Here is a 15,340-nt window from a genome sequence, read left to right on the forward strand (position 1 = left end):
TTAGAGGTATGGGTATACTCCAGGGTATGCCCGAGAATAAGGCTCCTCCGAGTCCAGGCATTGTCAGGAGCCACACCGCCCTATGTTTAAACGCTGTTTTTCGCCGCTCACCCTGGTTAATCAACTGGTGCTGATTGTGTTGCTGTCTACCGCTATAGGGGTGACCGGCATGGCGATCTCTGGCTGGCTGGTACAGGGCGTGCAAGGCAGTGCGCATGCGATAAACAAAGCCGGATCGTTGCGGATGCAGAGCTACCGGCTACTGGCGGCCGTACCGCTCGAAGAGAAAGATCAACCGCTACTCGACGAGATGGAGAAAACGGCCTTCAGCAAAGACCTGCAAAGAGCGGCACAACGCGACGGGCAACAAGCCCAGCTGCAGGCGCTGCAGGGTTACTGGCACGGCCAACTGGCTCCGGGGCTTAAGCAGGCGCAAAGCGCAGACAGCGTGGCCGGGGATGTCGCGACCTTTGTCGGGCGCATCGACGCTCTGGTCACCGCCATCGATCTGAGTACGGAAAAACGCATTGAGCGAGTGGTATTCCTGCACCGGCTGATGACGGTATTTATGTGTTTGCTGCTGGTCTTTACCATCATCTGGCTACGTGCAAAGTTGCTGCACCCCTGGCGGCAATTGCTGGCTATGGCGCGCGCCGTCACCGAGCGCGACTTTACTCGTCGCGCGAATATTAGCGGTCGTAACGAGATGGCGATGCTGGGCGATGCCCTGAATACCATGTCTGCTGAACTGGCAGAGAGCTATGCGGTGCTCGAACAGCGGGTACGCGAAAAGACCGCCGGCCTTGAACAAAAAAATGAGATCCTCTCTTTCCTCTGGCAGGCCAATCGCCGCCTGCACTCCCGGGTACCGCTGTGCGAACGTCTGTCGCCGGTACTGAATGGGTTACAGAATCTGACTTTGCTGCATGATATCGAACTGCGCGTCTACGACGTGGAGGATGAAGAGAATCATCAGGAGTTTACCTGCCAGTCGGACATGAGTTGCGACGAAATCGGCTGTCATCTCTGCCCGCGACATCTCCCTCCCCTGACCACCAGCGGCACCCCGCTTAAGTGGCGGCTGGCCGATAACCTCTATCAGTACGGGATCTTACTGGCGACGCTGCCCGCTGGCCGCCATCTCAGCCACGATCAGCAGCAACTGGTGGATACGCTGGTCGAGCAGCTGACGGCTACGCTGGCCCTCGACCGACATCAGGAAAAACAGCAGCAGCTTATCGTAATGGAAGAGCGCGCTACCATTGCGCGCGAACTGCACGACTCTATTGCCCAGTCGCTCTCCTGTATGAAGATGCAGGTGAGCTGCCTGCAGATGCAGGACGAGGGGCTGCCTGAGAGCAGCAAACAGCTGTTGAGCCAGATCCGCAACGAGCTGAATACCTCCTGGGTACAGCTTCGCGAGCTGCTCACTACCTTCCGCCTGCAGCTGACTGAGCCAGGCCTGCGCCCGGCGCTGGAGGCCAGCTGCCAGGAGTATAGTGCCCGACTCGGTTTCCCGGTGCAGCTCGATTACCAGTTGCCGCCGCGCTTTGTCCCCTCCCATCAGGCGATCCATCTGCTGCAAATTGCCCGGGAAGCGTTAAGCAATGCGTTGAAACATTCCGGTGCCACGGCGGTGACGCTGACCGTGAGTCAACATGAAAATCAGGTTCGACTCCGGGTCCGCGACAACGGCTGCGGCCTGCCGGAAAATGCCGAACGAAGTAACCACTACGGTTTAATCATTATGCGAGACCGTGCGCAGAGTCTGCGCGGGGATTGCCAGGTACGTCGGGTCGACACCGGCGGTACCGAAGTGGTGGTGACCTTTATTCCCGAAAAGCCCCATTTATCTTCTCAAGGAGAACATGATGACTAACCAGGAGCCAGCCACAATCCTGTTAATCGACGATCATCCGATGCTGCGCACCGGCGTGAAACAACTGATCAGCATGGCGCAGGACATTACGGTGGTCGGTGAGGCCAGCAATGGCGAGCAGGGTATTGAACTTGCCGATGCCCTCGACCCGGATCTGATCTTGCTCGATCTCAACATGCCGGGGATGAACGGTCTGGAGACGCTGGATAAGCTGCGTGAACGCTCGCTCTCAGGCCGCGTGGTGGTCTTTAGCGTCTCCAATCATGAAGAAGATGTCGTTACCGCGCTCAAGCGTGGTGCGGATGGGTATCTGCTGAAAGATATGGAGCCGGAAGATCTGCTCAAAGCGCTGCAGCAAGCCGCCGCCGGTGAAATGGTTCTGAGCGAGGCTCTTACCCCGGTGCTGGCCGCCAGCCTGCGCGCCAACCGCGCCACCTCAGATCGTGACGTCAGCCAGTTGACTCCACGTGAGCGCGATATCCTGAAGCTGATTGCCCAGGGGTTGCCGAACAAAATGATTGCTCGTCGTCTGGATATCACCGAAAGCACGGTAAAAGTGCATGTAAAACATATGCTGAAAAAGATGAAGCTGAAATCCCGCGTTGAAGCGGCGGTATGGGTCCATCAGGAGCGTATTTTCTAATCACTCTTCCGGCAGCAAGTTCCAGCGCGGGTCATCTGCAGGCGCCGCCAGCAGCGGTTCCGTCAGCGCGAGCGTGATCTCATTGGAGGAGACACGCTGCCCCTTTTCATCTTCCACCACCACTGACAACCGCCAGCGGTTACTCGCCCCTTCGCTATCATCCCAGGCGGGCATAATGATGCTCCAGCCATCGCTGTCATTCGCGTTAGCCGGCGAGGTCAGACTCAGCGCCTGAGCATCTCCCTGCCAGTGCAATTGACGCACGCCGTGAGCACTGCGTATTTGCAATTTGAGCATCACCGTCTCGCCCGGCTTCAGATCCCAGGGGGGTGTAGCCAGCCAAACGGAGAGCGTCTTACGCTGGCGAAACTCCATCACCGGCAGGTTCTGGCGCTCAACCGGATCGTAGCGACTGCCGCGTAGCGATCGGCTCGCGGCGACTTCGCTGGCCGAGAGCTGTTTTTTTAGCGGTACGCCAAAGCGATAATTTACCTTCAGCCCAAGGTTGTTCTGACTTACGCCGCTCTCGCCCTGTTTATGGGCTGCGGTAAAGGTCAACAGCGGGATGGGGGTGTAATCCAGCCCCAGGTTCACCGCCAGCGGATTATGGTAGCCGGTACCGCTGTGAAACAGATCGACGTTATCGCCAAAATATTGTTCGAAGCTGACGCTGGTATTGAGGTGATGGTAGAACGGCAGCCAGGCTCTGGCGGTCACGTCGTACCCCCGCGCCATCCGCTGCTCCTCCAGCGCAGTGGCGTTGCGCCAGCTGGCCAGCGGATGATAGTAGTTGGCTGAAAGCCGCAAATATTCACCCCACGCCTCGGCCCCCACGCCCGCACGCTGCAGGTTTTCATCCAGCAGGTTGTCATAGAAAGTGTTGTAGCCCACCAGCCAGTTGCCGGCAATCCAACGCTGCCCCACCCCCGCATTACCGACCAGCCCGTCCTCCTGCTGGGTTAAACCCATCTGGCTATAGCTCAGAAAACGGTTGTTATCCTGCCAGGGAATAAACCAGCTACCGTGGCTGCCGGTGAAATTCCCCTCCTGATCTACCAGCAGATCAACGCTGGCGTTGCCCCAGGGCTGAAGCCAGGATTCGATTTGCTGATTGACCTGCTCGCTCACCACATCCCGCACCTGGCCGAAGGCAAACAGCCGGGCCTGCTCCTCGGTTGTCAGGCCGTTGTCGGTCATGCTGGCTTCACCAAAGGCTTTTGCCATCTCCGCCAGATGTTTCTCGCCCTCACCGGTAGGACGGGCGAGGCCGAGATCGGGTAAGCCATCGTTATTGTTATCGAAAGGATTTTGTGCCTGTTCAACGAAGGTGTTAGGCGCAGCAGTAACGCTTCCAGCGAGGGAAAGAAGGATCGGGATCAGGATTCTGACGCGAGGTAACACAGCCATTAATGTCGTAAAGGGGGCCCTGTGAAAATCAAAAACACCCCCATACTTTAACGTTTTGTGACGCCTTTTGCAGCCTTAAGGGGAATTTTCAGGAATAACCTGACACTGCGCCAGCAGCCCTTTTAGCTCCGGAATGCAGGAGCCGCAGTTGGTGCCACAGCGCAGTGCGGCGCCCAGGGCAACTGCCGACTCACATCCCCCGGCAATCGCCTGACGGATCGCCTCCTCCCCGACGCTAAAACAGCTGCAGACGATGCGCCCCTGCGCGGGGCGCTCGTTCGCCCCCTGCCCGCTGAGCAGAGCATGCCGGGCATCCAGCGTCCGGGGCGGCTGGTCAAAGGCTTCGCTAATGGCCTGATGCGCCAGTTCGGGGCGTTCGGTGCCGCTCCAGAACCCCAGCATCAGCGCGCCATTGTGCCAGGCCAGCAGGTTACTCTGCGTCCCGCTCTGGGCCACCTGCAGTTGCCAGCCGCGTGCGCTGCAGTGATTCATTAATTCCTCCAGCAGCGGTCGGTCCGCGGCCAGCGTAAACCGCTGCACACCGGTTGCCGCTTTACGCCACCAGGTGACATAACCGGGCAGTTCCGGCGCCTCGCGGCTGTAGAGCTCCCCCTGCCACCCGGGCTGCCAGGGCATGACCCGAACCGCAGTCTGTTTGCACTCTGGCTGACCGGAGAGCGGATCGCGCAGCCCTTCCACCAGCGCGTTGATCTTCCCCTGACGGGCAAAGACGCTGTTCCAGTGCATGGGGGCGAAGAGCTCGCCGTCGCGCAGGGCCTTGCTGACGCGGATCCGGGCCACCATCACCCCGCGAGGGGAGCTGATGCGGGCCAGCCGATCGTCGTGCAGCCCCAGGCGCGCGGCATCGCTGACGCTTACCTCCACCGTCGGTTCGTCGCAGTGCTGCATTAATCTGGCTACGTAACCGGTACGGGTCATGGTATGCCACTGATCGCGCACCCGCCCGCTGTTAAGAATGAAGGGGTACAGCGCCTCTGGCGTGGCGCCGTGCCGCTGCGGCGTAACCGCCACCAGTTGGGCCCGTTGCAGGCGCGCCCTGTCCAGCGGCCACTGCCAGGGGGTGAGCGTATCCCACTGTTCCCGGCTCAGATTTGCCAGCGCTCCCAGATTTAGCGCCCGCGTGCCCGGGTTTTCGAATGCCGTGAGCGCGGCATGTTCACAGAAGATTTCATGGGGATGTTGCCAGCTAAAGGCCGCGCCGTGCCCAAGCTGCTCTGCGATACGGGCGATAATCCACCAGTCGGGTTTCGCCTCGCCTGGGGCGGGCAAAAACGCCCGCTGGCGCGAGATACGCCGCTCGGAGTTGGTGACGGTGCCCTCCTTTTCGCCCCAGCCCAGCGCCGGAAAGCGTACATGGGCGAAACGGCTGGTGTCGGTGTCGCGCATCACCTCAGAGACGATCACCAGCGGACAGGCAGCCAGCGCCTGGCACACCGTGTGGCTATCGGGCAGCGACACCGCCGGATTGGTGCCCATGATCCAGACCGCCTTCACCTCGCCCCGGGCGATGGCATCAAACAACTCTACCGCCATCAACCCCGGCGTTTGCGCCAGCCGCTCTGTACCCCAGAAACGGGCCACCCGGCTAAGATCGTCCGGCTCAAAATTCATGTGTGCCGCCAGCTGATTGGCCAGCCCGCCCACCTCGCGGCCTCCCATCGCATTTGGCTGCCCGGTCAGCGAAAAGGGGCCGCACCCTTCGCGATCGATTTTGCCGCTGGCAATATGGACGTTGATGATGGCATTGCATTTGTCGCTGCCGCTGGCGGACTGGTTAATGCCCATGGTGTAGAGCGTAATGGCCCGCGGGGCGGCGATAAACCACTGATAGAAGGTCTCCACGACCCTGGTGGGCAGTTCGCAGAAGGCCGCCACCCGGCTCACAGGCCAGTCGCGCGCCCGCTGTTGGGCCTCGCTATCGCCCGCGCCAAGCGCATTAAGCAAGCCGACAAAGAGTCCCGCATCGCTGCCCGGCGCCAGATTAATATGCAGGTCGGCGATATCGCAGGTGGCGGTACGACGGGGATCGATAACCACCACCTTCAGCGCCGGATTCGCTGCGCGCGCCTGCACCAGACGTTGATAGAGCACCGGATGGGTCCAGGCGGCGTTCGAGCCTGCCAGCACCACCAGATCGCTGTTTTCGATGTCCTGATAACTGCACGGCACCATATCTTCCCCAAAGGCGCGCTTGTATCCCACCACCGCTGACGACATGCAGAGCCGTGAGTTGGTGTCGATGTTGCCGGCGCCGATGAATCCCTTCATGAGCTTGTTGGCAGCGTAGTAGTCTTCCGTCAACAGCTGGCCCGAGGCATAAAACGCCACTGCCTGCGGGCCGAAGCGGTCAATAATTTCACGCAGCCGCTGACCCGCCGCATCCAGCGCCCGGGGCCAGCTCACCGGCTGGTTATCCAGCTCTGGTTGCAATAACCGGCCTGCTAATCCCGTGGTCTCCCCGAGCGCAGAACCTTTGACGCACAGTCGCCCAAAGTTGGCCGGGTGCTGCTCATCACCCCGCACGGTGACGGAACCCGCCTCAACGCGGGCCACTACGCCGCAGCCTACGCCGCAGTAGGGACAGGTGGTTCGGGTTTCACTCATGAGGCCTCCGCGCGCATGAGCAGCGCTTCGCTGCTGACCCACACCTGATTGCCTTCGATTTTAACCGGCCAGGCGCGCACGGCCTGCTCACCGGTATCACACTGGCGGCCATCGCGCAGGCGAATGCGCGTTTTATAGAGTGGCGAAATCACCACCGGCTCGCCGCCCGCGTCGCCCAGAATACCGCGCGACAGCACATTCGCGCTGCTGCCCGGCTCCAGATCGTCCAGCGCATAGACCGCTTTGCCAAAGCGGAACAGCGCAATCTGTTGTTCACCCAGTCGGGCGCCAATCCCGGCCTGCTCGGGGATCTCGTCAATCCCGCAGATCGCCTGCCAGCGTTTGTGCTGAACCGGTGCCGCCTCGTTAACCTGACTGCGGAACAACGCCAGACGGTGAGGATCCGCAAGGGTGGTTTGCCATTCGCACTGGTAGGTATCCACCACGCGCGCCATCTCTTGCTCCAGCTCCGCGGCAATACCGAGGCTGTCTTCAATGATTACCTCACGAAGATACTCCAGCCCTCCTTCAAGGTTATCCATCCAGGTACTGGTACGCTGCAGACGATCGGCGGTGCGGATATAGAACATCAGGAAGCGATCCACCAGACGGATCAGGGTCGCGTCGTCAAGATCGCTGGCGAAGAGATCGGCATGGCGCGGCTTCATGCCGCCGTTACCGCACAGATAGAGATTCCAGCCCTTATCGGTGGCAATCACCCCCACGTCTTTGCTCTGGGCTTCAGCGCACTCGCGCGTACAGCCGGAGACGGCCATTTTGATTTTGTGCGGGGCCCGCAATCCCTTGTAGCGATTCTCCAGGGTGACGGCGAGACCGGTGGAGTTCTGCACCCCGTAACGGCACCAGGTCGACCCCACGCAGGATTTGACGGTGCGCAGCGATTTACCGTAGGCATGCCCGGTTTCGAAACCCGCCGCGACCAGCTCGCGCCAGATGTCCGGTAATTGATCCAGCCGGGCACCAAAGAGATCGATACGCTGCCCGCCGGTGATTTTGCTGTAGAGTTGATAACGTTTGGCGATCTGCCCGATGGCGATCAGCCCGTCCGCGGTCACCTCTCCGGCGGCCATCCGCGGCACTACCGAGTAGGTGCCATCTTTTTGAATATTGGCGAAGTAGCGATCGTTGGTGTCCTGCAGGGGCAGATGCGCCGGCTTCAGCAGGTATTCGTTCCAGCACGATGCCAGCACCGATCCCACCAGCGGTTTACAGATTTCACACCCGTGGCCCCTGCCGTAGCGGCTAATCAGCTGATCAAAGGTATGAATGCGGTTGACGCGAACCAGGTGGTAGATCTCCTGGCGTGAGTAGGGGAAGTGTTCACAAATATCTTTTTTCACCTCCACACCCTGGGCCGCCAGTTGGTACTCCATCACCTGCTTCACCAGCGCGCTGCAGCCGCCGCAGCCGGTGGCCGCTTTGGTGCACTGCTTGATGGCCCCCATATCGCCCGCGCCGCTGCTGACCGCCTGGCAGATATCCCCTTTGCTGACGTTATGACAGGAACAGATTTGCGCGCTCTCCGGCAGGGCCGCCACGCCGAGGGCTTTCGGCGCGTTCCCGACGCTGGCGGGCAGGATCAGGGTCTCCGGATCTTTCGGCAGCGCAATGCCGTTGAGCATCATCTGCACCAGGGTGGCGTACTCTGCTGCATCGCCTACCAGCACGCCCCCCAGCAGGGTTTTGTTGTCGGCGCTGACCACGATTTTTTTATAGATCTGCTGCGGGCCGTGCGTCCACTGATAGCACAGAGCGCCCGGCGTGCGGCCATGTGCATCGCCAAACGAGGCGACATCCACCCCCAGCAGCTTGAGCTTGGTGCTCATATCCGCCCCTGTAAAACCGCTTTCTTCACCGGCAAGGGTGGCGGCGGCCACGCGGGCCATCTGATAACCCGGGGCGACCAGCCCGTAGATCTTGCCCTCCCACAGGGCGCATTCACCAATCGCATAGATATCCTTATCCGGCGTGCGGCACTGGTTATCAATGCAAATTCCGCCGCGTTCGCCGAGCTGAAGCCCGCTCGCCCGGGTCAGGGCGTCCTGGGGGCGGATCCCCGCCGAGAAGACCACCATATCGGTCGCCAGCTCGCCGCCGTCGGCAAAGCGCAGCACCAGACCGGCCTGCGTCATGGTAATTTCGCTGGTCGCTTTGCTGGTGTGTACCCCTACCCCGAGGGCTTCGATTTTGCGTCGCAGCATGGCTGCCCCGTCGTTGTCGAGCTGCACCGCCATCAGATTGGGGGCAAACTCCACTACATGCGTTTCCAGCCCCAGCTGTTTCAGGGCGTTGGCGGCTTCGAGCCCCAGCAGCCCGCCGCCAATGACCACCCCGGTACGCGAATTTTTCGCCTGTGCGGCGATCTGGTCCAGATCGTCGAGGGTACGGTAGACAAAGCAACCCGGCAGATCATGCCCCGGCACCGGCGGCACAAAGGGATAAGAGCCGGTTGCCAGGACCAGCTTGTCCCAGTGGGTTTCATGCCCCGAGGCAGACCGCACAACGCGTGCATCGCGATCGATCGCCACCACCTGCCGGGAAAGGCGCAGTTCGATCCCATGATCGGCAAAGAAATCCCCCTCAACCATCGACAGAGAGTCGGCGCTGCGTCCGGCAAAATATTCAGAAAGATGGACGCGGTCATAGGCGGCGTATCGCTCCTCGCCAAAGACTACAATCTGATATTGCTGGTGCAGATTGTGTTTTACGCACTCTTCCAGAAAATGGTGACCGACCATACCGTGCCCTACCACCACCAACGTTGGTTTTGTCATAGCGTTCTGTCCTGCAACCTGCGGCTGCGTTGTGAATCGATCGAACAGCCAGTCCGCCTGGGCGGGTTCTGACTGAGCCAGTAAGTCCGTGAAGGTTGCCGCGCTGCGGCACTCTCCCAGCAACAGCACGCCCGCAAGCCTGCCGTCGCGAATCAGTAATCGACGATAGTGCCGGGTCAGGGGATCCCAGCTGGTCCAGAGGGCATCCCCCTCTCCGGCCGCGACCTGACCGGCGCTGAAGAGCTCTATCCCTGTCACCTTCAGGCGCATCCCGCTTTCAGTGGCGGCAAAGGGTGCGCAATATTCTCCTGCCAGCCGCGCCGCCAGCACCTCCGCCTGCGCCAGACAAGGGGCGACCACTCCCCAGGTCTGGCCGTCCAGTTCGCAACATTCGCCAATGGCGCTAACGCCCTCAATGGCACTCTGCATCTGCTGGTTCACCAGGATGCCGCGCCCGCACGGGACCCCGCTCTCCTGGGCCAGCGCGATGCGGGGTTTCACTCCCGTCGCCAGTAGCACGCGGGTGGCACAGAGGTCTCGCCCGGTGCTGAGCGTGACGTGCTGGGGGTGGATCTCGCGGATGGCGCACTCCAGCTCGCTGTGAATACCGCGCTCGCACAGGGCCTCTTCCAGCAAGGCTCCGGCCTGCTGATCCAGCTGCTGATCCATCAGCCAGGGGCCGCGATGCACCAAAGTGACGTTGTCACAGCTTCGTTTCAACGCCGCAGCGGCTTCAACGCCGAGCACCCCGCCGCCCAGCACCACCGCAGGGCCAGGGGTCGAGAGAATGGCTTCAACATCGGCCTGGGTACGAAAGGTAAAAACATGCGGCTGGTGACTGCCCGGGATCGGCGGCACGATAGGCTGCGAGCCGGTGGCGAATACAAGTTCATCCCACGCCAGGCTACGCGCATCGGTATGAAGTAAACGGGCCGCGATATCGACCCGAACCACCTGCTCGCCGTTAATGACCTCGACCCCGCGCTGTTGATACCAGTCGTCATCGTGATAACCGATGTCGGCAAACGCCTTCTCGCCCCCCAGTAGGGGTGAAAGCTGAATGCGGTTATAGGCGTGACACGGCTCATCGCCGATCGCGGTGATAGCAAAGCGACCTGGAGCACGGGCTGTCAGTGCCTCAATCAGCCGCGTTGCCGCCATGCCGTTGCCGATGATGACCAGTCGCATAGAGAGTCCTCAGGCCGCTTTCGGCTGTTTTTCGTAGAGGAAGTGCAGGATCTGCTGACGCATGTGGTGATACCGGCTATCGTCCGCCAGCTGCACCCGGTTGCGCGGGCGCGGCAGGTCGACGCGCAGGATCTCCCCCACCGTCGCCGCCGGGCCGTTGGTCATCATCAGCACCCGGTCCGAGAGCAGCACCGCCTCGTCGACGTCGTGAGTAATCAACACAATGGTGGTGTTAAGCGCCTGCTGAATGTTCATCACGGAGTCCTGCAGATGGGCACGGGTCAGGGCATCAAGCGCGCCGAACGGCTCATCCATTAGCAGGACTTTTGGCTTCATGGCCAGCGCCCGGGCGATGCCGACACGCTGCTTCATGCCGCCCGAGATCTCTCCCGGGCGCTTGTGCAGGGCGTGGCCCATCTGCACGCGGTCGAGATTGTGCTCAATCCACTCTTTACGCTCAGCCTTGCTCATGGTGCGGCGAAAGACCTGATCCACCGCCAGCGCCACATTGTCGAAGCAGGTGAGCCACGGCAGCAGGGAGTGATTCTGGAAGACCACCGCCCGCTCCGGTCCCGGCCCGGCGATTTCGCGGTTATCGCAAATCAGTCCCCCTTCGGTGGGCAACGTAATCCCGGCAATCAGATTTAGCAGCGTCGATTTCCCGCAGCCGGAGTGGCCAATCAGGCTGACGGTTTCCCCTTCGTGGATATCGAACGAGACATTCTGCAGCGCCAGAAACTCGCCGCTGGCGGTGGAAAAACGCTGGCTAACGGCCTGGACCTGAATTAATGGTTTCATTTGCGCTCCTTATTTATCCTGCCAGCTGAAGCGGCGGGCGATGAGCATCAGCCCCTGCTCCAGCAGTAACCCGACCACGCCGATAATGACGATGGCGATGAGAATGTTTTCAACATTGAGGTTGTTCCACTCGTTCCAGATCCAGAAGCCGATACCCAGTCCGCCGGTTAGCATCTCGGCGGCGACAATCACCAGCCAGGCAATACCAATTGAGAGGCGCACCCCGGTGAGTACCGCAGGCAATACGGCGGGGAAGAGAATGCGGCGCATCACGGTCCACTCGGAGAGTTGCAGCACCCGCGCCACGTTGAGGTAGTCCTCCGGTATGCGGCGTACCCCCTCGGCGGTGTTGATCACCATCGGCCAGATAGAGCAGATAAAAATGGTCCAGCTGGAGGCCGGTTCGGCTTTCTGGAATAGCAGCAGACCAATCGGCAGCCAGGCCAGCGGACTGACCGGCCGCAGCAGCGCGACAAGCGGGGTGAACATGCGTGAGAAGAAGACAAAACGGCCAATCAGGAAGCCAAGAGGGATCCCCACCAGCGCGGCGAGGCCGAACCCCACCGCCACGCGCTGCAGCGAGGCCAGCACATTCCAGCCGATACCCATGTCGTTTGGCCCGTCACGATAGAACGGATCTGCAAACAGGGTTCTCGCCGACTCCAGAGTGCTGAGCGGCGTAGGGAAACCTTTACTGTTGATGGCGGCCAGCTGCCAGCAGAGCACCAGCAACCCAAGACCCAGTACGGCCGGGATAAGCTGTTGTAAAAAACCGTTCATTCGGCGGGCAAATGCCGGGGCGCGCCGACGCACCTGAACCGGCGGCAGCGTAATGACTTCCCCGGTGACGGGCGTCTCCACCGCCGCTTTGGTGTTTTGCAGATGTTTCATATCAGGCCTCCGTACGGTGAATGGCAAAATTGCGGGCATAGGCTTTCGGATCGGTTCCGTTCCAGACGGTGCCGTCCATCAGGGTGCTGCTGCGCATGGGTGAAGTGGGTGCGGTGATCCCGCCGACCGCCGTGGCGGCCTCCTGCCAGATATCAGTGCGATTGATGCGGCTGGCGAGAGCGGCATAGTCCGGGTCGCTTTTCAACAACCCCCAACGGCGGAACTGGGTCAAAAACCACATGCCATCGGAGTGCCAGGGATAGCTGACTGCCCCCTCGTCAAAAAAGCGGATCGGGTGACTGTCCTGCCAGCGGTCGCCAAGGCCGTTGTCGTACGCCCCCAACATTCGGCCCGTGAGATACTGCTCTTTCGTATTGAGCCAGGCCCGGCGGGCAAGAATTTGCGCGGTTTCGCGTTTATTCTCCGGTGAGGCGTCGATCCAGCGTTGCGCCTCCATTACGGCACAGACCAGCGCCCGGGCGGTATTGGGGTGCTGCGCTACCCATGCGCTGCGGGTACCAAGAATTTTTTCAGGGTGATCCGGCCAGATCGCCTGGCTGGTGGCGGCGGTAAAACCAATTCGGTCGTTGATGGCGCGGGCGTTCCACGGCTCGCCGACGCAAAAGCCCACCATGTTGCCGATGCGCATGTTCATCACCATCTGCGGCGGCGGCACCACCACGGTGCGCACATCGTCAAAGGGGTTAATTCCTGCGCTTGCCAGCCAGTAGTAGAGCCACATGGCATGCGTGCCAGTGGGAAAGGTATGGGCGAAGGTGTAGGTCCCCGGCGCCTGCTGAGAGGCCTGCTTGTGCAGCCCTTCGGCATCCCGTATCCCCTGCTCCGCCAGATCCATCGACAGGGTAATAGCCTGGCCGTTCTGGTTCAGGGTCATCAGGTTCGCCATCGGCGTGGCCTTACCGGCAATCCCCAGCTCCAGGCCATACAGCAGGCCATAGAGAATGTGGGCCGCGTCCAGCTCGCCGGCGACCAGCTTGTCTCGCACCGCCGCCCAGCTCGCCTCTTTGGTGGGCACGATGGTGATCCCATATTTTTTATCGAACCCTTTGAGGGCCGCGATAGCCACCGGGGCGCAGTCCGTCAGCGGAATAAATCCGACGCGTACGGTTTCCAGTTCTGGCTTATCTGAGCCTGCAGCCCAGGCCGCCTGCATGATGCCGGGTAACATCATCGCCCCGCCTGCCAGCGCGCTGGCCTGTAAAAATCGCCGTCTCGTCCACTCCACCATGCCCACTCCTGAAAAAAAGCCAAAAAAAAAGCGTCCGACAGTGCCGAAGCACTGCAGGACGCCTTTATCCCGAAGACTGACGCGCCGCCGTTGGCTCGTCGTCGAAAATGGTTAATGAGTTAATGCAAAGGTGATGCCAGCTTTTAACGGCTTCATTTGCGGGCTTTTTCACGCCAGGCGGCAGCAAAACGCACCCCAACCATGCAGCAAATGCCCACAGACCGTGCAACTACTCCTTTGGTGTTACCTGCCAGAGTGCCTTCACGGTGAGCAGCGCCCGGGCGATATCAACCATGCGCTGGTTCTTGTCCATCGCCATCTTACGCAGCTGACACCAGGCTTGATCTTCGCTCATCTGCTGATGAGTCATCAGCACGCTTTTGGCTTTATCGATGATCTTGCGCTCCTCCAGGGTGTCGCGCATCGATGCCAGCTGCTGCGATAGTTGCTCAATCTCGCGCGCCTGCTGGCGAACCAGCGGTAAGAGTGGCTGAACAGGATAGTGGCCGAGGGGCTCACCGACCGCCGCAGCTTCCGGCGGGTAGTCGTCGGCGTGGGTAATCAGCCGATCGACGGCAATCATCAGATCGGCAATGAGCAGCTCTTCCTGGCTGCGCAGGTGTTCCAGCCGCTCGGTCAGCAGTGAAAACCAGTGCAGCGCCAGCACGCCGTTGTCCGCAGCAGGCTGTCGGGTGCAGGCCTGACGACGCAGCTGTTCCGCCTCCGCGCCGGGGGTGCTTAAGGTGAAATGCTCCTGCAACTGCTGAGGGGTAAGTGAGAGAAAAACGTCAAAGCAGGCCTGCTGACCGTCGATGCGGTCCACCAGCGTCTGGCGCATCTCGTCGCTGAAGAAGCCCTGCGTAAAGCCAATGGCGCCAAGCGCCCGCTCCTGCCCGACCAGCTCTTTGCCCTGCATCAGACTATAAAGGGCAACAAAACGGCCCGCGATTTGCGGATCGTCAATGCTATCATTGAGTTGCGGCACGATACTGAGCAGGTGGCGCAGCGTGCGGCTATAGTGCTCCATGGCGCGGTCAGCCGCCAGGGTGCGGGCCATGATCTGTTCGCGCAGCGTGGGCAACTGTTCAAAATGATGCAGGGCATGGGCTACGCGCTCACAGAGCGCGGCGCTGGCCATCAGCGGTGAGCCCAGCGCCTGCTGAAAAGCGAGCAGCTGTTCATCCACCAGCGCGCGGCTGGCTTTACACTCCGGGGCATACAGCGCACCCTGTGAACAGAGCCAGATATTCGAGGCGCCGCGTTCGCACTGGAGCATATGCGCCAGATGGCTAATGCGGCTGACCAGCGTACCCAGCTGTGCCAGTTTGCACAGCTGCTGTTTACGCATCAATTTTGCGTGCTGTAACCATTCGCTGGCGCCGGGTGGACTGCCCGTTATTTTCATCATGCTTACTCTCCCGGGTCGGTGGTATCAGGATCAGTAAGCAATAACCGTGCCTTATCATTTAACAGGAGAAATTATGCAGAAGATCGTGATTATCGCCAACGGGGCGGCCTACGGAAGTGAATCCCTGTTCAACAGCCTGCGTCTGGCCATCGCCCTGCGTGAACAGGACAACGCGCCGGAGCTGAAGCTGTTTTTAATGTCTGATGCGGTCACGGCAGGGCTGCGCGGCCAGAAGCCTGCGGAGGGGTATAACATTCAGCAAATGCTGGAGATCCTGACGGCGCAAAATGTGCCGGTTAAACTCTGCAAAACTTGCACCGATGGGCGTGGCATCACGGCGCTACCGCTGATTGACGGCGTGGAGATCGGGACGCTGGTTGAGCTGGCGCAGTGGACTCTGTCCGCCGATAAAGTATTAACTTTCTAATAATAACCTTCAGTAGATATATTTTTCTTA

Annotated in this window: 10 protein-coding genes; 3 read left to right on the top strand and 7 right to left on the bottom strand. The window is 60.6% G+C overall.

What is annotated here, in order from left to right:
• The first annotated feature begins 82 nt into the window (after nucleotides 1-82).
• Complete coding sequence (narX, locus tag B3511_RS11175; RefSeq protein ID WP_040075255.1) at nucleotides 83-1,879, top strand: nitrate/nitrite two-component system sensor histidine kinase NarX; 1,797 nt, start codon at nucleotides 83-85, stop codon at nucleotides 1,877-1,879.
• Entirely contained in the window at nucleotides 1,872-2,522 is a 651-nt protein-coding gene (narL, locus tag B3511_RS11180) for a two-component system response regulator NarL (RefSeq protein ID WP_040075254.1), read from the top strand. Before narX ends, narL begins: the two co-directional genes overlap by 8 nt.
• On the opposite strand, the gene B3511_RS11185 is transcribed toward narL, so the two are convergent.
• The 7 genes from B3511_RS11185 to nasR all read right to left on the bottom strand — a co-directional run bounded on the left by B3511_RS11185 (nucleotide 2,523) and on the right by nasR (nucleotide 14,883).
• Nucleotides 2,523-3,929, bottom strand: a complete 1,407-nt coding sequence (locus tag B3511_RS11185) for a YchO/YchP family invasin (protein WP_046885189.1) — start codon at nucleotides 3,927-3,929, stop codon at nucleotides 2,523-2,525.
• A gap of 75 nt (nucleotides 3,930-4,004) precedes the next feature.
• A complete protein-coding gene (locus B3511_RS11190; protein WP_286782361.1) occupies nucleotides 4,005-6,554 on the bottom strand; it encodes a nitrate reductase in 2,550 nt (849 codons plus the stop codon).
• On the bottom strand, nucleotides 6,551-10,537 hold the full coding sequence (gene nirB / locus B3511_RS11195) for a nitrite reductase large subunit NirB (RefSeq protein ID WP_286782363.1): 3,987 nt from the start codon (nucleotides 10,535-10,537) through the stop codon (nucleotides 6,551-6,553). Before nirB ends, B3511_RS11190 begins: the two co-directional genes overlap by 4 nt.
• 9 nt (nucleotides 10,538-10,546) lie before the next feature.
• Nucleotides 10,547-11,335 (bottom strand): ABC transporter ATP-binding protein, encoded by a 789-nt coding sequence (locus tag B3511_RS11200; RefSeq protein WP_040075250.1) that lies wholly within the window; start codon nucleotides 11,333-11,335, stop codon nucleotides 10,547-10,549.
• Nucleotides 11,336-11,344: 9 nt separating this feature from the next.
• The gene (gene ntrB / locus B3511_RS11205; RefSeq protein WP_040075249.1) at nucleotides 11,345-12,226 is read right to left on the bottom strand and encodes a nitrate ABC transporter permease; all 882 of its coding nucleotides are present in this window, start codon (nucleotides 12,224-12,226) and stop codon (nucleotides 11,345-11,347) included.
• Nucleotide 12,227: 1 nt separating this feature from the next.
• Complete coding sequence (locus B3511_RS11210; protein WP_286782366.1) at nucleotides 12,228-13,475, bottom strand: CmpA/NrtA family ABC transporter substrate-binding protein; 1,248 nt, start codon at nucleotides 13,473-13,475, stop codon at nucleotides 12,228-12,230.
• 229 nt (nucleotides 13,476-13,704) lie between these two features.
• On the bottom strand, nucleotides 13,705-14,883 hold the full coding sequence (gene nasR, locus B3511_RS11215) for a nitrate regulatory protein NasR (RefSeq protein WP_286782368.1): 1,179 nt from the start codon (nucleotides 14,881-14,883) through the stop codon (nucleotides 13,705-13,707).
• A 73-nt stretch (nucleotides 14,884-14,956) separates the two neighbouring features.
• Here nasR and B3511_RS11220 point away from each other — a divergent pair, with 73 nt between their 5' ends.
• Entirely contained in the window at nucleotides 14,957-15,310 is a 354-nt protein-coding gene (locus B3511_RS11220; protein WP_040075245.1) for a DsrE/DsrF/TusD sulfur relay family protein, read from the top strand.
• The last annotated feature ends 30 nt before the right edge of the window (nucleotides 15,311-15,340 follow it).

This window comes from Leclercia sp. UBA1284 (genome assembly GCF_002308415.1).
Classification (GTDB): domain Bacteria; phylum Pseudomonadota; class Gammaproteobacteria; order Enterobacterales; family Enterobacteriaceae; genus Enterobacter; species Enterobacter pneumoniae.

What these genes read in the sequence shown, in the direction of transcription:
- narX (WP_040075255.1), top strand. Translation starts at nt 83, where the DNA reads ATGTTTAAACGCTGTTTTTCGCCGCTCACCCTGGTTAATCAACTGGTG.
- narL (WP_040075254.1), top strand. Translation starts at nt 1,872, where the DNA reads ATGACTAACCAGGAGCCAGCCACAATCCTGTTAATCGACGATCATCCG.
- B3511_RS11185 (WP_046885189.1), bottom strand. Translation starts at nt 3,929, where the DNA reads ATGGCTGTGTTACCTCGCGTCAGAATCCTGATCCCGATCCTTCTTTCC.
- B3511_RS11190 (WP_286782361.1), bottom strand. Translation starts at nt 6,554, where the DNA reads ATGAGTGAAACCCGAACCACCTGTCCCTACTGCGGCGTAGGCTGCGGC.
- nirB (WP_286782363.1), bottom strand. Translation starts at nt 10,537, where the DNA reads ATGCGACTGGTCATCATCGGCAACGGCATGGCGGCAACGCGGCTGATT.
- B3511_RS11200 (WP_040075250.1), bottom strand. Translation starts at nt 11,335, where the DNA reads ATGAAACCATTAATTCAGGTCCAGGCCGTTAGCCAGCGTTTTTCCACC.
- ntrB (WP_040075249.1), bottom strand. Translation starts at nt 12,226, where the DNA reads ATGAAACATCTGCAAAACACCAAAGCGGCGGTGGAGACGCCCGTCACC.
- B3511_RS11210 (WP_286782366.1), bottom strand. Translation starts at nt 13,475, where the DNA reads ATGGTGGAGTGGACGAGACGGCGATTTTTACAGGCCAGCGCGCTGGCA.
- nasR (WP_286782368.1), bottom strand. Translation starts at nt 14,883, where the DNA reads ATGATGAAAATAACGGGCAGTCCACCCGGCGCCAGCGAATGGTTACAG.
- B3511_RS11220 (WP_040075245.1), top strand. Translation starts at nt 14,957, where the DNA reads ATGCAGAAGATCGTGATTATCGCCAACGGGGCGGCCTACGGAAGTGAA.